General features: G+C 55.1%; 12 protein-coding genes. 4 read left to right on the top strand and 8 right to left on the bottom strand.

What is annotated here, in order from left to right; translation table 11 throughout:
* Nucleotides 1–24: 24 nt before the first annotated feature.
* From PA598K_RS13470 to PA598K_RS13450, 5 genes are all read right to left on the bottom strand, one after another.
* Nucleotides 25–2,595 carry a glycoside hydrolase family 2 protein gene (locus PA598K_RS13470; RefSeq protein ID WP_128657471.1) on the bottom strand — a complete coding sequence of 857 codons (2,571 nt, stop codon included), beginning with the start codon at nt 2,593–2,595 and terminating at the stop codon, nt 25–27.
* An 18-nt stretch (nt 2,596–2,613) separates the two neighbouring features.
* Nucleotides 2,614–3,444 (bottom strand): carbohydrate ABC transporter permease, encoded by an 831-nt coding sequence (locus tag PA598K_RS13465; RefSeq protein ID WP_128657470.1) that lies wholly within the window; start codon nt 3,442–3,444, stop codon nt 2,614–2,616.
* 11 nt (nt 3,445–3,455) lie between these two features.
* On the bottom strand, nt 3,456–4,379 hold the full coding sequence (locus tag PA598K_RS13460; RefSeq protein ID WP_128657469.1) for a carbohydrate ABC transporter permease: 924 nt from the start codon (nt 4,377–4,379) through the stop codon (nt 3,456–3,458).
* 56 nt (nt 4,380–4,435) lie between these two features.
* Nucleotides 4,436–5,860, bottom strand: a complete 1,425-nt coding sequence (locus PA598K_RS13455; RefSeq protein ID WP_128657468.1) for an ABC transporter substrate-binding protein — start codon at nt 5,858–5,860, stop codon at nt 4,436–4,438.
* A gap of 87 nt (nt 5,861–5,947) precedes the next feature.
* Nucleotides 5,948–8,611, bottom strand: coding sequence for an alpha-mannosidase (locus tag PA598K_RS13450; protein WP_128657467.1), 2,664 nt, complete (start codon nt 8,609–8,611; stop codon nt 5,948–5,950).
* Nucleotides 8,612–8,736: 125 nt separating this feature from the next.
* Between PA598K_RS13450 and PA598K_RS13445 the strand changes: the two genes are divergently transcribed.
* Complete coding sequence (locus PA598K_RS13445; RefSeq protein ID WP_128657466.1) at nt 8,737–9,903, top strand: GntR family transcriptional regulator; 1,167 nt, start codon at nt 8,737–8,739, stop codon at nt 9,901–9,903.
* Here PA598K_RS13445 and PA598K_RS13440 read toward each other — a convergent pair.
* Both PA598K_RS13440 and PA598K_RS13435 read right to left on the bottom strand, forming a co-directional pair.
* The gene (locus PA598K_RS13440; RefSeq protein ID WP_128657465.1) at nt 9,898–12,531 is read right to left on the bottom strand and encodes a glycosyl hydrolase family 28-related protein; all 2,634 of its coding nucleotides are present in this window, start codon (nt 12,529–12,531) and stop codon (nt 9,898–9,900) included. The genes PA598K_RS13445 and PA598K_RS13440 overlap by 6 nt on opposite strands.
* A 29-nt stretch (nt 12,532–12,560) precedes the next feature.
* The gene (locus tag PA598K_RS13435; RefSeq protein ID WP_185601923.1) at nt 12,561–16,877 is read right to left on the bottom strand and encodes a glycosyl hydrolase family 28-related protein; all 4,317 of its coding nucleotides are present in this window, start codon (nt 16,875–16,877) and stop codon (nt 12,561–12,563) included.
* A gap of 222 nt (nt 16,878–17,099) precedes the next feature.
* Here PA598K_RS13435 and PA598K_RS13430 point away from each other — a divergent pair, with 222 nt between their 5' ends.
* Nucleotides 17,100–18,035, top strand: a complete 936-nt coding sequence (locus PA598K_RS13430) for an AraC family transcriptional regulator (protein WP_128657463.1) — start codon at nt 17,100–17,102, stop codon at nt 18,033–18,035.
* A 111-nt stretch (nt 18,036–18,146) separates the two neighbouring features.
* The gene (locus PA598K_RS13425) at nt 18,147–19,202 is read left to right on the top strand and encodes an aldo/keto reductase (RefSeq protein WP_128657462.1); all 1,056 of its coding nucleotides are present in this window, start codon (nt 18,147–18,149) and stop codon (nt 19,200–19,202) included.
* A 61-nt stretch (nt 19,203–19,263) separates the two neighbouring features.
* Here the strand turns inward: PA598K_RS13425 and PA598K_RS13420 are convergent, their stop codons facing one another.
* Complete coding sequence (locus PA598K_RS13420) at nt 19,264–20,292, bottom strand: hypothetical protein (protein WP_128657461.1); 1,029 nt, start codon at nt 20,290–20,292, stop codon at nt 19,264–19,266.
* 214 nt (nt 20,293–20,506) lie between these two features.
* Between PA598K_RS13420 and PA598K_RS13415 the strand changes: the two genes are divergently transcribed.
* Nucleotides 20,507–21,028 (top strand): hypothetical protein, encoded by a 522-nt coding sequence (locus PA598K_RS13415; RefSeq protein WP_128657460.1) that lies wholly within the window; start codon nt 20,507–20,509, stop codon nt 21,026–21,028.
* The last annotated feature ends 50 nt before the right edge of the window (nt 21,029–21,078 follow it).

Below are 21,078 nucleotides of genomic sequence, written 5' to 3'. Positions count from 1 at the left end.
GCCCGAGCGAAGCGAGCCCTAAAGTTAACGTGCCCTTCGCGTATTCCAGCCTTTGGCGATCCAGTTCGCTGCATCGGCCTCCGAAGCTGAAGCTTCGGGCAGTCGGACCTGCCGGGTTTCGTTCGGGAATATTAACTGGCCGTCCAGAAGGGGGCGCAAGGGGGGACCTTCGAGCATGCTTGCTTCCGCACTGACCCACAGAGCCACGGTCTGGCCTGTGTTGGTGATCGACAACGCCTGCCCCTCGCGAGCCCACTGCAATTCGGTTTGGGGCAGCCTTCTGAACGCTTCCAGCTCAGGCCTCGCGCTCCCCACTCGTATCGCAAATGCGTATTCATTGATGGAGTAGACACGCTTGGATATCTCGTCGGTCAAGGTAAGCCGGATGAAAAAGCAGCTGATCCCCTCTGGAATCGCCCAGACAATCCGTCCTACATGCTGCGACGGATGAGTGCCGGTCTGGCATGCGAATCTCCCCTCCTCATGAATGCGGCCTTCAGCATCCCGCAGCGTCCAGCCGACGGCACAGGATTCGACAGGCAGGTCCATGTGCGCGAAGCATTCCCCTTCGAATGTCTCGCCGGGCTCGTATACGATTTGCTCGTATTGCAGGGACGCATGCACCGGTTGCTGCGCCAGAGCTACCCAATGGTAAGCGAGCTTCGTATCTCCGTAATAATCGACGCAACTCGTACAGGCGATATTCGGAAAAGGCTCATTCATCTGCCACAGCACGCTTCCGCTGCAGCGGGGAGCGCGGCGGCGGTTAGACTCAACCGCGTATCGCAGACCTTCCGCCTGCAGCCATTGCGAGAATTGAACGCGCGCCTCCATATCCTCCACAGGACCGAATAACAACGCCAACTGCTCGTCCATATTCCAAAACTCGTACCCGTGATGCAACCATTCCATCGATTCCGCCTTGGAAGAATCCCAGGACAGCTCTGTCAGAAACGTATTGAGACTGCTCAAGGACGCATAGCCGTCTCCGCCGTATTCGCTATGAAGCAAGGCGTCGCTCTTATTGTATAGCGAATAATGTCCTTTCGAGCCTCCGTATTTCCATGGACCGTGCACGTCATAGCTTATCCCGCGCCCCGCAGTCTCGTCGCTTAGGAAAAAAGACGGCCCGGTAGGCGAGGTCGCCAGAAACAAACGATCCGGGTCGAGATCCCCCACCAGATCTCTCAGCATCCTCAGCGTAGGATGCTCGTCGTTCAGAGGCCGGAGCACGTCCTCCAGATGTCCATCCCTGGTCAGCTCGTTGCCTCCGCACCATATGGCTAGCGAAGGGTGGTTTCGCTTCTCTTTGATGACATGCGTCATCGTCGAACGCAGCAGCTCCCTATACTCGAGGGTCGTGCTCGGCTCGTTATTGAAGGCCGAGCTGGACTGCATCATTTCCTGCCAGACGAGAATGCCCGCTTCATCGCACAGATCATAGAACAACTCTCTCTCGATCAATCCCCCGCCCCATACGCGCAGCAGGTTAATATGCGCTGCCTTGGCAAGCGCAATCAACCGTTGGTACTCAGCAGTCAACTCGCGCCCATAGAGAATATCGACCGGTACCCAATTCCAACCTTTGATAAAAAGAGGGGTGCCGTTCACATGAATCGTAAACGCTGCGGAATCGGCTGGAGCCCCGGGATTCTGCTCAAATGTTAACGCCCGCAAGCCAAATCGAGTCGACCGTTCATCGGAAGGATCCTCCCGGCTGTACGCGGAGTCGCTGGGCCATACCTTTACGGACGCTTGATAGAGCGGCTGTTCACCGTAGCCGTTCGGCCACCAGAGCTGCGGATGGTCGATCACGATACGTTCCTTGTGCTGCTGCAGTCCAGGGCGCGCCTGTAGCGCGAACGGCCGTCTCTCCACGATATGCCCCTCCGCATCCAGCAACTCAATCTGCCCCTCCAGCCTGCCACCGATGGCATGGTCGAGTTGAATGTGAACATCCGCCACCCACTCGTTCGCCGCACACGACGAAATCACCTGAACATCCGCAATCCGATGCTCGCCCGTCATGTCGAGGTACACCGGTTTCCATAAGCCTACATGCACAAGCCGCGGACAAAAATCCCATTTATAGCCGAATCTGCTTTTCAGATGATCGACTTTATTCGTATACCCTAACTGAGGGACGCCCTCTGGCGTATGGCGCAGCACGATCAACAACTCGTTGTCCCCGTCCATGTTCAGCCATGCCTCATCTAGTTCTATGCTCGCGGGAGTAAACATCCCTTTATGGTCGGCAATAAAATGATCATTGACCTTTATTCTTGCCTCATAGTCGATCCCTTCGCATACAAGACGAATACGGCGGTGCCGCCACGCAGGATCGATCCGAAAAACGGTGCGGTAGATCCAATCCCGATCGTTGACCCACTCGCCAGCGAGCGATTGCGTGCCTACGTAGGGATTGGGGAGAACCCCCGCCTGATGAAGATCCCAATGGACGCTGCCCGGCACTTGCGCCGGTATAAACGGCATGATGCCTTTAATCTCCGTATTCAACTCCATGCTTCGCTTGAATTCCCAAAATCCTTGATACGACCCTTTAAGCTCCCACGGCCTCTCGAGTACGAATTTCACCTTACAGCACCTCTTAATCTATGATTTTACCGCTCCTGCAGCCAAGCCTTTCAAATAATACTTTTGCAAATAACTGAAGCAAAGCAAAATAGGAATGACCGTAATAAGCGAGCCTGCCATCAATACGTTCCATTGTCTGAATACGCCAGTATCGAGCTGCATGACGGCCAACGGCAGCGTATAAAGCTCCTGGGAATTAAGAATCACCATAGGCAGTACAAGGTTGTTCCACGCCCCCAGAAAGTTCATCGTCGTGATGGTAGCAATCGCAGGGACGGCCAAAGGGATATAGATCTGAAACAGAATCCGCATAATCCCCGCTCCCTCAACCCTGGCCGATTCATAAATCTCATGCGGAAGAGTACGGAAATAATTGCGGAACAAAAAGATGGCGATCGGCGCCGAGCCGTTAACCATCGGCAAGATGATGCCGGCATGCGTATCGAGCAGCCCCAAATAATGCTCGGTCAAATACAGCGGGACAAGCACCGTGATTCCTGGTACAAACATCATGCCCAGGAACGCATAGAACATCGATTCCCTGAACGGAAAACGCAGCTTGGCGAAGGCAAAGCCGGCCATACAGAACAAAACATTGATTAAGAGCAACGTCCAGAACGTAACGTTCAGGCTATTGAGAAAATACTTGAAAAATTTCATTCGGTTCCATACATCGACATAGGTTTCCCAATGCCACTTGCCGGCCGGGAAAATCGTATACGTGTTCAGCACATCAAGCGGCGTTTTGAATGACGCGCCTATCATCCAAAGCAAGGGGTAGAGACATACAAAACCCCAAAGCATAAGAATGAGGTACATCGCGGTCTTGGGAAGGATCGATAAACGCACGGCTCTACCTCCTATTTATTTTCTTTTAACGCGCGCATGCTCAGGAGCGACAAAAAGAACGTCAGCACAAAGATCGTCCAGCCCATCGCGTTGGCGCGCCCCATATCTCCATCCCCGAACGCCTCCTGATAGATGAGCACATTGACGACCATGGTCGATCCCGCCGGTCCGCCTTTTGTCGTAATCCATATCGGATCGAACACTTGCAAAGCCGCATTCAGATTGAACACAATGGCGATGACCGTAATGGGCTTTAACGCTGGCCATGTAATGTGAAGCATCTTCTTCCAGGCGTTGGCGCCATCGATTTCCGCCGCTTCGTATAGATGCTGATCTACGGTTTGCAAGCCGGCAAAATATAAGATCAACGTGCCGGGAATGCCGCCCCATACCAGGATGACGATAATCGCCGGAAGCGCGGTGCTCATCTCGCCGAGCCAGCCGTTGGTCGCGATGAACTGCGTCAGGCCTAGCGATTCCAGCACTTTATTCAACGCGCCCTTCGGCTCGAAAATTCCTTGCCATACATACACGATGGCCACGGAGGAAGTAATCATCGGCACGAGAAAGACGGTCCGAAAAAACTTGGCGCCTATCGTGATCTTCTGCAGGAGCACTGCGAGGAACAAGGAGATGATGATGACGAACGTTACGATCGAGCCCGCGATGATCAGGTTATTGACGAGCGCCTGCCAGAACCTTCTCGCAAGCACCGGAGATTCGCCGAACAAGAAATCTCGGAAGTTGTCCAAGCCTGCAAACGACGCGCTGCTAACCACGGAGCCTTGCTTGAGATGATGGAATGAGAGCCACAGAGAAAACACCACCGTAAACAACCCGATCACAAGAAATAAAAGTACAGCAGGAGATAGCAGCAAGTAAGCGGTAAACATTTCACGCAATGGATACTTCCGGGTAGCCCCGCCCTTTTTCATAATAGGCCTCCAATTAGAAAGGAAAGAGGGAGCGCATCACTCCCTCCGTCCATGACTCATTTTTCTTTTGCTTTTTCGGCTGCAGCGTCTTTATCGAACTGCTCCGCCGCTTGCTCAGCCGTGAGCTCCCCGAGCATCATCCGCTGCTTGTTATCATGGAACCCAATCCATTCCTGATTACCGAACTTGCCCACCACATGAGGATTGGAGAAAAACCAGTTCGGTTCCATGCTCAAGGACGACATCATCGAATTGATCGCAGGCAGCAGCGCTTCTTTATCCTCGATGTTCACCGCCGGAATATCGAAGGCCTTGTTCGCATACAAGATCATGCCCTCTTCGGAGGTGAGGAATTTGACGAATTCAACGGCTTCTTCCACGTGCTGCCCCTTGCTATTGACAACCATACTTACCAGCGGGAACGGATTCACCTTGGCATCCGGTTCCACCGAGTCCTTATAGGCTGGAACCCGGAAGCTGATGACGTCATCCATGTTCATCCCCATCGCGGAAAGGCTGGCATAGGTGAACGTACCGCCTAGCAGATAGGCCGCCTGCTCTTGGGAGAACGCCTGGTCCGCCGGATCGATATCCAGGGCGACCGCTCCCGGCATGAGCAGATTTTCCTTTGTGATCGTTTCGATAAACTCCGCCACATGCGCGTGCTTCGGATCGGACATTTTTTCCTCGCGCATCATGAACGCTTCGAACGATTCGGGTCCGTTCTTCATGTAGTCGACGAAGTTGACGAACCAATTCTCGTATACGGCGAATGTGTTGCCCGCCAAGACCAAGCCTGGCTTGTCGGCTTTTGCTTTCACGGCTTGCATGCGCTCCAGCCACTCCTCCATCGTCGCAGGCGCATCCGTGTCAACACCGGCCTCCTCCAGAATCTTCTTATTGCCGTAGATCGTATAGAAGCTGCCTACATCCAACGGGATGCCGTATACTTGTCCCGGCTTGGTCTCGTTTTTCTTCCATGCGCTGATGGCATCTTCTTTCTTCCAGGCATCGATATAGTCCTGGGTAACCTGGACGCCCGACAAAGCACTAGGGAAAAACGAATCCCTCCATGCGGCATCGGATTCCAGGTCGCCGCTCCACTCATAAGCCAACCCGTCGTAGGCGCCTTCAGCCGGCGCCGCCCAATACATGTAGAGATCTGGAGCGTTCTGGGTCGTAGCTGCTGCGGTCAGCTTCTGACGATACGCGTCGTCCGGGGTCGTCACCTGCGTCTCTACCTTGATGCCCGTCTTTTGCTCGAAGGCTTCGGCTACAGCCGCAAACCCCGGATCAAAAGCAACCTTGAAATGCCATAACGAGAGCGTGACATCGCTTTTGGGAGCATCCGAGGATGTCGCAGCCGGATCCTTCCCGTTCGCGTTACCGCCGTTCTGCGGATCAGGAACGTTTTTACCTCCGCTGCACGCCGAGATCATGACCATCGTTGCACAAATCGTCAAAGCCACCCATTTTTTCACCTTACGCTTCACCTCTGTCTTAGTATGAGAACCCCTAACAAATATACAAGTTAATTAAGTTGTCTATTACAATATATCATGTATACCTCAATCTTGTAAAGAAAGCGGAATCATTTTCGTCATGATTTTTTTGGCCGGTACGCTAGCTCGCATCTCATCGTTCGCGATCGCTTCGTAGCCGAGCGGAATCTCCCGCAGATCCGCATCCCGCACCCCTTGGACATGTTGGAACAGCGTCCCCCTGAATACCGCCCGGGCTTCTGCCTGGCTTAGGTTCACGTATCGCAATACCGCTTCCTGCGTTCCCTCGTTAAGCTTCAAGCTGGTCAGCACCACGCTATCCTCGCCGTCATGGGTTAACCACGCCTGGCTGGCCGGGAGCTTGCCTGACGGAAGTTCTCCGAATACAGATCGCAGCGGCAATAAAAAACGCTGCGCCTCTACAATTGCAGTCGTATGGCTTCCCGAGAAAGGTATGATAGAGAAACGGGCATATTGTTCGCCCAGACATTGCGCCCCCGGTGTCGGGAAGTAGTTCCAGTCCCCCATCTCGCCGACGCATCGCAATACCGTTAACGCCATCGTCCGGCGTTCATCCCGCAGCACTTCATACTCCGGCAGCCCGTCTGCGGCTACCATCAGTCCTCGCGAACCGTGCTGCAGCGCAAAAAAGCTTTGCATGCGCTCGCACCGGCTCGGATTTTCCCAGCCCTCCCAAGGCTCGATCCTTCGCTCGACAACGTCAAACGGCGAATCGGCATAGACGACATCCGTTCGGATATCCGATGGGAACAGAATACGCAAGCGATGGTCCTTGGATTGATTCACCCATGCCGCCTCCACATCGATCCGATCCGGTTTTAGACTTAGGGTCAGCGCGATCCGATGCTTTTCTGTACCAACGCTTCTTCCGCTGCCTTCTCTCTGCGCAGGAAGCTCCATCTCGTGAACCATTCGCAGCCTCGGTTCGATCCCGTCCGACGCATCCTCCACGAGCACCGCGGTTCCCAAGGATAATCGGGGCGCCGAGCCTTCCGCTTGCCGGTATTCGTACTCGTTGCCGATGTCGCCTGTATCCTCCAGGATCATCAGATCGCGATAGATCTCTCCCGAACGCAAGTCTTGCAGCGACAAGCAGCCGTCTTCCTGGACGGTCAAGCGAAGACGCTCGTTCTCCATCTTCCACGTCGCTGCGGCGGGATCGTAACAAGCGCCCGAGGCGGTTGCCTGCACCAGCCGTTGCTCGGGAATACGGGCCATATAATAGAGCGCATGTCCGATCCCCGGCACGTCGCTTGCGAGGAAGGTCACGGTGTATCGCCGCTTCGTCCATCGTACCCGGAACCGGTCATCAGGCAAGGTGAAGCCATGGACGACACCGTGATCCTCTATCTGACAAGCCACACGCTCGCCCTCTGCATTGAAGAGCGTATAACGATCCCAATCCGTCTCCTCCGTCTCGAGGATCGTGGTCACCTTATCGGTCTGCGGCCGGTCGCAAGCATTGAAAATAACGATCGAATAGACGGCTCCCTCCGAATCGATCGTTAACTGCTTCCATGCCCCATGCCCATCGATTTTGCTCGCAATCGACCTTAACGCTTCGTCCGTGACGCTGCTCGCAATCTGGTCCGCTTTTTTGAACCGGGTGATCATTTCGTCATGCACTTCGTCGATACTGCATCCGCAAATACTATCATGCGGGTGATTTTGCAGGACATACTTCCAGGCTTGTCCGATAAAAGCGCCCGGGTACCCTGCCCCGAAATCCGCAGCCATCGTCGAGAACGGCTCCGACCATCTTTCGAGCTCGCGCTGCAGCCTTGCGTTCCAGCGCTTTAATATCATTCTTGAGGAGGCCGTATTGACCAGGCTTCCCCATCCGTTCGTCCGCTCTCCCGTCAGCTCTCCCGTAACGGTACGGCAGTCTTGGAGCTCCGCCTCTACAGCAGCGATATATTCCGGGAAGCTGCTATGGCGCGCTTCATAGTCCGCCCCCATGACCTGATTCAACACCGCGATGGCTTCGGCAACATTTTTCTGAACCGGTTGATGGTCGCACCCGTTCAACCATAACAGATGCCTCGTCAAGGCGTAGCGCTCCGTGTTGTGCGCGATCACCTCCGCCCTTTGGCGGGCGGATTCGGGATCGACCGGGAGCTCCATCGCATTATGATACCAGTTCGCCAGGAAGATCCCCAATATGCTTGAGCCGTCAGGGGATGCCCAGCGCATTTCCGAATGAACATCTTGCGGGTCCGCTTGATTTTTGATGTTGTTATTTTCATTTATGGCTTGAATTCCTCTGCCAAATATTGCAGACTTAATTCCAAAGCCCTGCAGAAGTTGTGCGGATTGCGAAATATTGCCAAACGTGTCTGGATAATACCCGATCATTGCGGCCCCGCCAAGTTCCTCGGCGCGTTGCAGTCCCAGTTGCATATTGCGCACCTGCGCTTCGCCGCTCGTAAGGAAAGCATCCTGCAGCACATACCACGGACCGAGCACCAACTTACCTTCGCTGACGAGCTTGCGGATGATCGGTTCCTTTTCCGGCCGAATCTCCAGGTAGTCGTCGATGAGCAGCACATGACCGTCCAAATGAAACGACTTGAACCCCGCATCGGCTTCCAGCAAGGCTATAACTTCATCCAACAAACGAACAAGCCGCATCCGAAAACGCTCGAATGGCATATACCATTCCCGGTCCCAGTGACTGTGCGAGATAAGGTGTATTTGTTTTTTAGGCATTGTAATCCCTTTCTATCGATAATATTACAGACAACTTTACTCACCTTGTATATTTGTATATAATAAATATTACCACCAGAAAATACGCTTGTAAACGACAACATCTCATATAGGAGTTGAACGAATTGAGCAAGCAAGCCCCGCGCGTGCCGATGTATACGCAAATTCGCGATTACATCTTGGACAATATAAAACAGCAGGTGTGGAAGCCTGACGACCGATTGCCTTCCGAGAACGAACTGGCCAAACAATTCAAGGTCAGCCGCATTACTGTAAAAAACGCCTTGAGCGAGCTGACGGAGAGCGGCCTCATCTATCGCGTGCAAGGAAAAGGCTCGTTCGTGTCTTCCAGCGAACGCGGCGAGCCTCAGCTCTACGAATCCGAGCCGGCGAGCGACGAGAAGCCACTCGTAGCTTTTATGATGCCGTGGCTATCGAACATGTTTACGGCCCGGATTCTTAGCGGCATCGAAGAGTATCTATCCGCCCACGGTCATCACCTGATCTTCGCGAAGACGCATGATTCCCAGGCCCAGGAGAAGGACGTCATCAAACGTATGCTTCAACTGAACGTCAAAGGCATCATCATCTTCCCCGTCGAAGAACAAACCTATAATGAGGATATTTTACGCCTGACCATGAACCAGTTTCCCATCGTCCTGGTCGACCGGTATTTTCGGGGAATCGACACCAATTGCGTCTACTCGGATAATACGGACGGGGCTTACCGCGCCGTCAAGCATCTGCTCGAATTGGGCCACACCCGCATCGGCGTGCTGAGTACGCGCAGCTACGGCACGACAAGCATCGAGGACCGGCTGCTCGGTTACGACAAGGCGCTGGCCGAGCATCACATTCCGGTCGATCACCGATTAAAGCTCGAGCATTTCAATAATGAAAAGATGAATACCATTTTGGATACGAATGCCGTCGATCCCGATTACAAGGAAGAAATTAAAGCGTTCCTTCGAAGTCATCCCGACATGACCGCGATCTTCACGATCAATTCCGCAACGGTCTATACGCTTCTGGAGGCCGCCAAGGAGCTGCAGCTCCGAATTCCAGAGGATTTGTCCGTTGTGAGCTACGACTATGATCCGCATCCGGTCGCCAGCATTGCGCTGAGCCATGTCAGGCAGGATGAGCATCGTCTGGGCACGGAGGCAGCTCGGCTGCTGCTCTCCGTCATCGCCAATCCGAAGCAGGAACGGCAAAACATCGTGCTCTCTCCGAATCTGAACCTGCTGGATTCGACCGCCGCATTGGTCGTGCCCCGCAAAGACGAGTTATGAGGTTGCGGCTACGTTTCCTCTCAGCACTGCGCGGCCTTCCGTATAATCGACGACCTTAAACGTATCCTTCGCTACGTTGCCTTCGACGACAGCCTCTCCAGCGCTGCCGATGCTGATGTCCGTGACGTCCTGCTGTCGAGAGAAGCCCTCGCCGTGGATCGGTCCGATATGGCTAAAGGTACACGTCTGCACATGCAATCTACCGTTGTAGAGCTTGATCGCCCCATTCCGGAACAGCGCGCTGTTCGCGCGGAAGTGCGCTTGCTCGATGTGTACCTCTCCCCCCTCTACAACGATGCCATACTGCGGATTCAGGTTGTAGCCGCCGAAGATGCTGTTCGCCAGCTTCAGCTTGAATGCGGCGCCGGCGGGTGGCGTAAGGTACAGGTAAGCGTCATTGACGATGTCCACGTTCGTATTGATCATCAGCAGACCGTCTGGATCAGTGGATGCGATGATCATGCCTTTGACCGTGCCGTCACAGCCGGTACCGAGCAGGACGCCGCGGAAGGCCGCTCCGTCCTGCTCCTCCATCCGCAGCCCCACATACGAACGGTAGCTGAAGCTGTTGAATACCGTCTCCTGCCAGGTGCGCCCGAAACGAAAGGCATATTCGAGATGAACGTCCATATACGCCAACGTCTCATGGAACATCGTCTCTTCTTCCGTCCGATCCCTGGCGCCGCCTGGCAACCCGGCCATCGAAGTGCGGAAATAGAAGTGCGGATTCATATGAACGTTTTTGACCCAGCCCGCTTCGTCGGAGGAACCGATATACAGCCCCTCTCGCAATGCGCAGCCCGCCAAAAATTCAATATAATGGCCGCCGGAGGGATACGAGCCAAAATCGACCGCTTTGTAGCTGTTGCCAAACGTGACATAGACGAGCCAATTGCCCCTCCCTCGGGACTGGATCGTCCACGGGTAGCGTTTCACCGAGCTATAGGATTGGTCGGGATGCCACACCGTTACGCCTCGCAAACCGCAGCCCCCGCTCAGGACCAGGAAGGGCTCGGCCTCCTCGTCTCCTTCTCCCTGCACCGTCAGGAGCACCGTGCCGCCCCCCATCGTATGATGAGGCATCTCGCTGACGCCGCGGATTTCCGTGCCGGACGGCACGACAAGCGAGCCCTCGAATCGGTACTGCCCGGGCGGAACGAACAACGTCCCGCCGCCTTGCTCCGCCAACTGCTGCAGCGCGTCCTGGAAGATCGCCGTATTATCCCGCACACCGTCAGGGCATGCGCCGTAGGGTGCATGCGTAGCGACAATCAAGGCCTGACCTTGCGGAGCTGGCGCTTCGCCCAATTCCAGCTCGGGGTATGCCATCCTCTCGCCCCGGCTGACATCGGCATCGATCACAACCCTGCCATCCTCCTCACCCATCGATACGAATTGCGCGGCGTCGATCGCGCGGCTCCCCAGAACAGAAGCCGCCTGCACGCCGCCATGAAGACGCACGCATCTCTCGATGCCCGAGAAGTCGCAGCTATTCATCAACAGGGTCCCGCCCTCGATGTCCACGGCGAATGCCTCCTCCTCCGTGGAGGAAGCATGCCGGTTTATCGTTGCTTGATGAAAGGAAAGCGTCCCCGTCGCCGCCGCTGCCATCGCGATGGCCCGCCCTTCCGTCTCCAGACTGCATCCGTGGAATTGGGCGACGGAGGCAAAATGGGGACCTGCCTGGACAGCGACGCCTCCCGTTACCGTCTCAAACCGACTGTTCGTCATCGCTAATCCGATCGTATTCAAGTAATCAAGCTTGATGCAGATTCTGGCCCCCGTAAGGGATAGACCATACATTTGACCGTTGGCTCCGTCCGTCACATCCGGCGATTCCGGGTCTTTGTCAAATGCAATGCCGATCCCGTAGTCTACTGTCGTGAACCGGTAGACGTATTCCCAATCGCTCCGCTGGATGCGCATGCCGATCGCCTCCCGTCGCAGCCACTCCGTCAGCCGTTCCCGCTCGATACCGCTCTGCGGATAATCGCACCAATACTCAGGCGAGAAGTGCACCTCTTCGATCCGGCCGATATCATACGTTTTGTTAATGGCGATCCCGACCTTCAAAGGACATCCATATACGTTCTGAACCGTATGCAGCTCGTTATTCAACGGACCTACGAGAATGCCGATGTACGGATTGACGAGCGTCACGTTGCGAATCGATGCAAAGTCTCCCATGACTTCTCCTAATTGAATCGCCGCAGGATACGGAATAGGTGAATCCAGTCGCTGCTCCGGGTAATAGATCGTCAGCCCGACGACCCCCGCGCTTTGATCCACAATAAGGAGTGGCTCCGGATGATCGGCAGGCGGACAAGCCAGCAGGATCGTCCCTTGTCCGAGCCCGCGCGGAGGAGCTTGCCATTCGCCGACGAGATAGACCGAGCGCGGCAGCTTCAACGTACCGCTAATCCGATAGCGCCCCGCTGCGAGCCATATCGATCCGCCGCCGGCCTCGGCTGCCGCCGCAATCGCCTGGCGCAGTGCGGCTGTGCAATCCGTCACTCCATCCCCTACCGCGCCGAAGTCCGTTGCGCGGAAGGCAGAGATAACCGGAGCCCCTCCCGTCCATACCGTCTGTACGACTTGCGCATCGTAATGGCGCTGATCCCTTGTCATCTCATATCTCCAGCCTTTCGATCGCAAGCCTAATTTGCGATGTTGAATTGTACTTCAGCTTGGGCACCCGCCTGATTAACAAGATCAAAGCGATTTCTGCTGACGTTGCCGATAACCTGTGCCGATACGGCCGTTGCCCCGATGACGACGTCCTTGACATCGGTCTGTGTCGTGAACGCCTCTCCTGCGGCATCGATCGGACCGATCCGACTGAACACGGTATTGTACACCTTGGCCTTCCCTCCCGTAATCGAGATTCCGCCATTGCTTCCCGATGCATTCGTCTCCACATGCGCCTGCTGGATAAGCACGTCGCCTCCCTGGATGACGACGCCCCCTGGAGGGACAAGATTGTAGGAACCGAAGATCGAGTTAAAGAACTTCAAGGGCGCATTCACGCCGACGGTATCAGCGATCGTGAGGAAGCTCTGACTGATCGAGTCCGTCGTCAAGTTAACGAATACCGCTCCATTCGGACTGACGGCATCGATAACGACAGGTTGAACGGAGCCGTCCTCGCCTTGCCCATAGACCGTGCCGTGAAATGCCCCGCCAGGCTGCGAGATCAAGTGCAAGCCTTTGCTGGAGCGGTAGCCGAAGTTGTTGAACAGCGTCTCGTTGGTCGTATGCCCTAGCTTAATATGCGCATCAAGATTGGAGGAAACATAGTTAAACGTATTGGGTACGATCGCATCGTAATCGGCGTAATCCGTCGATCCCGGCAAGTACGTCGTCCAGGTCTTGAAATAGAAATGAACGTTAAACTGGGTGTTGAGCACCCTCCCGGCAGACGTCGAATTGCCAATGAAGATCCCTTCCCTTAAGGGCGAGCCTGTAATATTCGCTATATAATGCCCACCCGAAGGATGGGTGCCGAAGTCAACCGCCTTATACGCATTGCCCAGCGCGATATTCATGGCCCAGGCATTCGTCCCCGCCGCTTGAATTGTCCAGGGGTAAGCCTTGACATCGGCATGGTCTTGCTGCGGATGCCAGATCGTCAGTCCGCGGACGCCTGCACCGCTCTGCAAGGTAATAAACGGCGTTGCCGATTCATTCCCCTCGCCCGTTACCGTCAGCAGAACAGAGCCCAGGCCTGTCGTATGATGGCCGATGTCATGAACGCCTCGCAGCTCCACGTTGGCAGGAATATTCAATGTCCCGTTCAAACGGTACCGGCCTGGCGGCACGTAGACGATTCCTCCGTTCTGACTCGCTGCGGCTTGGATTGCTTTTTGGAAAGCGGCCGTATTATCGATCGTCGTCACATGCCGGGTATCCACCGCATTGTACGGCGCATCGGTCACGACGATAAATGCATTGCCCGCGACAGTCGGCGCTGTACCCAGCTCGGGATCCTGTAGCGGCACGGGCTCATAATCCTGCGGCGTATGATCGATGATTACGTTCGGATTCGAAGAGGCCTGATTATCGATCTGCGGAGCGCCGACGAACGAATTGCCCAGTATGTTCGCGGCTGCAGCCGTCGCAGCGATCCGCACCGCCAGCTTGGACTGGTTGAAGGCGCTCCCCTGTACCATAACCGTGCCGCCTGCCGCCATCACGGCAGGATGATCGAGGGTGCCGGTGTATCCCCAATTCGCGAAGTTGGAGCCTTGGACCGTTACCGTACCTGCCGATCCTGGAGCCGTGTACAGATTATGCTTCGGCGTACCGCCGAACGTACAGCCGCTGAATTGCGCTACCGATGCGAAGGAAGCGCCGGTCTGAATATTCATCGGATCGGCGCCGCTCGTCGCCTCCAGCGTACAACGAGTGACGGAGATGCCGTGCTTGTTCAAGCCGTTGAGGACGATGGCTTTGTTCGCACCCCGAATATCGACCTTGAAAAACTGGCCGTTCCCCGCCCTCGTCAGGCCCGAAGCCGTCGCGTCCTCTTCGAATAACATCCCGACCCCATAATCGATGGCATTAAAGTCATACACATATTCCCAATCGCTGCGGAGTATCGTTAACGCCGTAGCGCTCTGCAGCGTTGTCTTCAGCAGCGTTACGTCGACGTCGGAGCCGGGATAATCGGCCCAGTAGCTCGGAGCGAACTTGACTGTCTGTATGCGCCCGACATCCGTCGTATTGCCGACCGAGATGCCGTATTTCAGCGGAGTGCCGAACACATCGCGGATCACATGATTCTCGTTCCCCTCAGGTCCGATCTGGACGGCACGATACGGATTCACAAGCGTCAAGCTCTCTGCGGTTGCATACCCGAATCCGTTATCCTGCAGCTTGATTGTTGCCGGATAGACCGCAGGGTTGGACGGCGTCTGCTCGGGGTAGAGGATCGTCATGCCTCGCACCGCCGCACTCGGTCCGACCGTAAGGAACGGCTCGGCATTCGCGTCCCCTTTGCCGGCATAGGCCTGGAGGATGGTGCCCACGCCAAGCCCGTTCGGAGCGTCAGGATTTTTCCAGTCCCCTTGCAGAGTTACGGATTTGGGGATGTTCAACGTCCCGCGGATCACATATACGCCCGTCGGAACCCATACCGTTCCTCCGCCCGCCGCGAAGGCATGATCGATCGCGGTTTGCAGGGCAACCGTGTCATCCGTCTTCCCGTCGCCTCTCGCATTAAAATCCGTGGCCACGAATCCCGCGATGACGGGCGTCTCTACCGGGAGCGATGTGGTTATCTTCTGCGCGCGGAATGGAATCGTCGACGGGTTCCATACTGCGCTCAGCGAGGTATCCGAGGCGACGACCCCGTACGCCAGCTCCATTGCCGCGCTTGGCGGAGCTGCCTGGTCTTGATAGATAATGTTCTTGATCGTCCCGCCATTCGTAACGGTCACATGATCGAAGTATGCCGCATATTGCAGCCCATTCTGGTCGGATTCTCCGGCAACGATCCACTTGTCCGCCGTCTTGCCAACCATGGCAGGCGGCACAGGAAGCTTGCGTGTATACCAGCTGCCATAGGCATAATCGGACAGGTCGCTGCCCGGATGGCCGCTTATCCCGTTCTGATCCTGCCAGCCCGAATCGCGGAAGCATTCTTGTGTCGTGACGCACACATCAAGTCCGGCTCTCCCGCCTTCCGGCCGGGTGACGAGCACGTTATATTCGATCACATCGCCGGGCTGGAATACATGCGTGTTCGTAGCAAACCGATAATAGGCCAGTTTGTTTCCGCCCGCATTATCATTCGTTACATTTAAATACAACGCATAGTTTTTGTAGCCGCTGAGGCTCCCGCCATCTACGCCGGATTGCGTGAGCGTATCGGTGTGAGCCGGATTCCCTTGAACATCGCCATCCTTGTATCCCCAGAGGACAGCAACGCCGTTTCGAACGACCCGCAGATTGTCGTACAGCGAAGCATACGTATAACCCGGCTGATCGTTTTCGGCAGCTACATACCAGCCATCGATCATCTTGCCGACCATCGAGGAGGGCACCGGCAAGGAGCGATGATACCATTCGTTCAAGGCGTGGGGGCGCAGGTCGTTAGCCGGATGACCGCTGATGTTGTTTTGATCCTTCCAGTTCGCCTGATCCCGGAAAAAATGCCCATCCGTTGTCTTGATATCGATGCCGCCAGCGTTCGCCGCATCGCTAAGCAGCTTGACCGAATATTCGATGCGATCTCCCGATTGGAAAACAAATTCGTTCTCCCCGGCAGTGGAAATGCGCTTGTATTGATGCCGATTCGCCGTGCTGTCTGTCGCATTAGCGACCGTGTAGTTGATCGCGAACCCGGAAGGCTCCGTAAAATCGGCCTTGCGGCGAACTTCCTTCGCCGTCAGCGAATAACTGCTCGTTCCATTCTGAAAAGCGGTTTGATTGAGAACCGGCGTTCCGTTCTCATAGGCCGTTAATTTCACCTCGTCGTTATTCATAATCCGAATATTGTCGTAATACGCGGTATACGCTAGTCCTGCCGTATCGTTCTCCCCGGCAAGTCTCCATTCCTGAATCGTTTTTCCTGCAGGCAAGGTCAAGGTTCTCGTGTACCATCGACCATAAGCATGCGCGGTGAGATCCGTCGCCGGATGTCCCGACAGGGCATTCAGATCTACCGTGTTGTCCCTTAGATTTTTCCCTCCGTCAAATCCGATGTCGATGCCTCCGGCGCCTGACAGGGGCTCGGCAAGCTTGACATCGTACACGAGTCGATCGCCCGGCTGCGTTACATATGTACCGATACCCGCATTGGAGAATCGAACATAGGCGAAGCGATTTGATTCGGAGTCTGTACCGTTATGGACCGTAAAAGCCAATACCGTATCCGCAGTGCCTGACGCGTTTGCGAAGCTTAAGACGGGCACGAACGGGACAAGCAAAACCATGACGAGTACAAATCCAAGAAAGCGTTTACCTTTTTTCACTGCATACCCTCCTTTGGGAAGTAAAGCGGAGTCACTTAACATCCGATTAACTTGTATTATTACAAGTATATATCGTTTAGTCAACATTATTTTTTTGTATATTTGGCATATGAATAGAACCACACCAGCCAATCTTGCTCGACGCATTTTTTCATAGCCAAAAAGTCGCCCACCCGGTAAAATGTTTGTACCTGACAAACCAACGATTTTGAGAGGATTATGATGCCGAATTCATTCGCAGCTTTGCAAAAAGAGCTTGCCGTGCTCGTCGATCGTCATACTTTCAGAGAAGGGATGCATTGCACCGACATTGCTAATCTTGTCTTTTTCAGACATTCGATTCCCTACCGTTCCAACCGATCGGCCCCTCCTTACAAGATCGACAAGCCTTCGATTTTTATTATGGTTCAAGGCGTCAAGGATGTCCTGTTCGGCGAGGAGCGTTTCAGCTATGGTCCTCCGCATTACCTTGTCGCCTCCATGGATTTGCCGATCGTCGCCGAGGTTCTCGAGGCTTCCGCTGCCGTGCCCAATTTGTCCTGTAAAATCGAGTTTTCGCGCAGCGATATTTTAGAGCTGTTAAGCGACGACGCGCAAACGGGCAGTCACAGAGGGCAATCAAGCCGCAGCTTAAACGTGGCGGAAATGGATCGTGCTATGCTGGATGCCGTCGTCAGACTGATCGGGCTGCTGGATACACCGGCGGACATCCCGGCGCTTGCCCCGTTGTTCACCAAAGAAATTGTCTACCGCGTGCTGCACGGCGAGCATGGTCGCTCCCTTCGACAGATTGTGACGGACGGTACGCCTGCTATGCATATCCAACACGCCATCCAACACCTTCTCTATCATTTCCAAGAGCCTCTTCGAGTTAGCGACCTGGCGGATATCGCGAAGATGAGCGTTCCGTCGTTTCATCGGCATTTCAAGCAGATCACCGCGATGAGCCCGATTCAGTTTCAGAAGCAGCTGCGGCTTCAAGAGGCCCGGCAGCTTTTAATAACGGAGGATGCAATAAATGTCGCTGATACAGCCTTCCGAGTCGGGTACGAGAGTCCGACGCAATTTATCCGTGAATATTCGCGGATGTTTGGTGTCTCACCCAAAAAAGACAGGCGACGCATTAAAGAAACGGACGAACATGGAATAGAGCTGTAAATTTCAAGTGGTGATAGGATTGGGCAGTTTTTTGATGGGAATGGGTTACCGGGTGCCGTAGCCTCGAAGATATAATCGGGATAGCAACTACAACGAATCTAGGAGGCAAACATGCAAAATAGGAAGCTTGGCAATTCCGGTCTTGAGGTTTCGCCCATCTGTATCGGCTGCATGGGCTACGGCAACCCGTCACATGGCTACCCTTCTTGGTCCATCCGAGAGGAAGAGAGTCGCGCTGTCATTCGATATGCGATCGAGGCCGGAATCAATTTCTTTGATACCGCGAATATGTACTCTCAAGGGGCCAGCGAGGAGATCATCGGTCGAGCGATCAAGGATTTCTCTACACGCGACAGTGTCGTCCTGGCTACCAAGCTCGGCGCTCCCATGCGCTCTGGACCTAACTCGTTTGGTCTCTCGCGGAAGTCGATTATGACTGAGATCGATCACAGCCTGCGTCGTCTCGGAACAGACTACATCGATCTTTACCAGATTCATCGCGCCGATCCCTTCACGCCATGGGAGGAGACGCTCGAAGCCCTTCATGATCTGGTGAAGATGGGCAAGGTGCGCTATCTGGGGGCCTCCACGATGAGGACCTGGCAGTTCGCCAAAGCGCTCCACCTGCAGAAAACGAATGGATGGACACGCTTTATCTCCATGCAGCACAATTACAATCTGGTTGCCCGCGAGGAAGAAAACGAAATGCTCCCGCTCTGTGCCGACGAGGGGATCCAAACGATCGTCTACAGCCCGCTGTCGCGCGGACTGCTGGCCCGTCCTTGGGGTGCGAACACGAAGCGCACGGAGGCCGAATCCGGCGCTGCCAAGTTTTTCGAAGCCACTGCGGCAGCCGATCACAATATCGTCGAAGCGGTGGGGCAAGTGGCAGAGGAACGCGGGGTCAGTCGGGCGGAGATCGCGCTTGCCTGGCTGTATCGCAATCCGGTTGTGGCTGCGCCCATCGTAGGAGCGACCAAAACGAGCCACATCGATGATGCGCTCAAAGCTGTCGCGATCAAGCTGACGGACGCAGAGGCTGCGCGGTTGGAGGAAGCCTACACGCCTCGTATCGATGTGAATGTTCGCAACTCCGATCCGAAGGCCATCGTCAAAATGGCAGCGACCGTCGGCAACCATATTACGGTCCCAGTCGCTTCTAAGTAATACGAACGAACCGCCCACACTCACCAATGGGCGATCCGTGAATCGGCGATCCACGGGACGATCAGGAGATCGAGAAACAAATCAGCTCGGACTGCGCGTTGTCGGAATCCCGTAGCGCCGCCTTGGCCTTGGTCGCAAAAGCAACCTTACAATCAGGCCAAATGCTCTGGATCTCGAATCCTTCCGGAACGCGTAACCAGGACAACCATTGGTAGTCGGAGGTGCGGTAGCAGGCAATATCGGTCTTGCGCTGATATACCTGGCCGTCCAGCTCCTGCGACACCACGCCTGCTACGCAAACCGTCTCGCCATCGGAGGATACGGCAAGCTGCCAGAATGGCAGGGCAAGCTCAATCTCCACCAGATGCTCGCCTGCTGCCAGGTCGAACAATCCAAGCTGGGCGGTCGGCTCCGCCCAGCTTACACGATTCGGCTCCCTTCGCCTTCCCTGGCCCAGCGAGAGCCATAACTGTCCCTGCTGATCCAGCGCAGAATCGCAAAGCGCCGGCAGTTGGGCGCAGCGTCGAGGCGCGGCAGCGAGGCCATAATCCGCGCGCCACAAGCTGCCGTTCCCGCATACGGCGATAAGTCCCCTATCGTCGGCATGAAGCTGCACATCCTCGTCCAGCAGCCTGCGCTTCACGGCGCCAGTCGTGAGATCAATTGCATGCAGACCTGCCGAAGCATGATTGACCGCATGAACAAAGCCCCCTCCGGCGATCAAGCTGTCGCTATATTTCGGGATGCGCGACGTCCATTTACTCCCCAATCGCAAGTCGGAGCGGTCGAGTCGGAACAGCTTGGTGTCCGTTGCCGCCAACCAGCTCCCGTCCGCATCTGGAGCTAGCGCGCGAGCAGCGTTGCCCAGCCTTGCGGCAGCCAGCTCTCGCCCGTCGCTCACATCCAGCGCCCGCAACCGTAACGCAGCGAACGCCACGCCCCAGCCATCGCTCACCATCACACGGTTATATTCTGGGTCAAGCCATAACCGATGCCCCGCATCGCCCGTAATTGTCGTGCGCCAGCGCACCTCAACGTCCGAGGGCTCGGCCAGCGAGGCAGATGATGGCTTCATTTTTGTAATCTTCATTGCTCGCACGACCTTTCTTATCAAATTATCCGCCCATTATAGCAGATATGTAATCGATGTTAATAGGGACGTGAATAGGAACTTCAAACTCGGATGTATCTATAGAGCCCGGCCCGCATTTTCCGCAGGCTGGGCTCTAATTGTTCGTTTATTCGGTCCCCAGCAACTTTCCACCTTACAGCAGCGTCGGAAGGATAAGGAGGTTATATCGAATATGAAGAAATCAGCTTGGCTGTACATTCTGCTAATGTGTGCACTTGCAGGTTGCTCTGCCGACCAGCAAGATTCGCTACAAGTAACCTTGGCGTCAACATCAGCTCCCTCTGCTTCCTCTGAAGAGCAATTTACGGAGTTGACCGGAGACGCCCCTCCGTCTGCTTGGATCGAGTACGAGGGCGAGCGTTACGATGCTCATCGTGGCTCTTACTGCTGGGTAGGTTGCGTAGACATGTCATTTGGCCCCATCGAGCAGCTTGCCGAACCCCCTGCTATTGTGGCACAACCTGGAGCAAAGCTCATGGTGCAGATGGAATATGAGCCGATGCCCAATCAGATTCACGTTAGTTACACAGATGGCGACAAGCAAATCCCGGTTGCAAATAAGGACTTCACCTTTCATGCGCCTGAAGAATCCGGGAGGTATTATTACTCCATCTTCGCCAAATGGACGGTTGAGGATCAGGAGGATGTAACACGAGCCGATTCAATCTACTATATCGTCGTGGAGGTCCAGTGACCTCTATGAGGATAAGCGCAGAACATAAGGCAAGCGACACCCTAGTAAAT

This window comes from Paenibacillus sp. 598K, assembly GCF_003851045.1.
Taxonomy (GTDB): Bacteria; Bacillota; Bacilli; order Paenibacillales; family Paenibacillaceae; genus Paenibacillus_D.
Note: the sequence above shows the minus strand (reverse complement) of the source record. Positions and strands in the feature narration are given on the sequence as shown.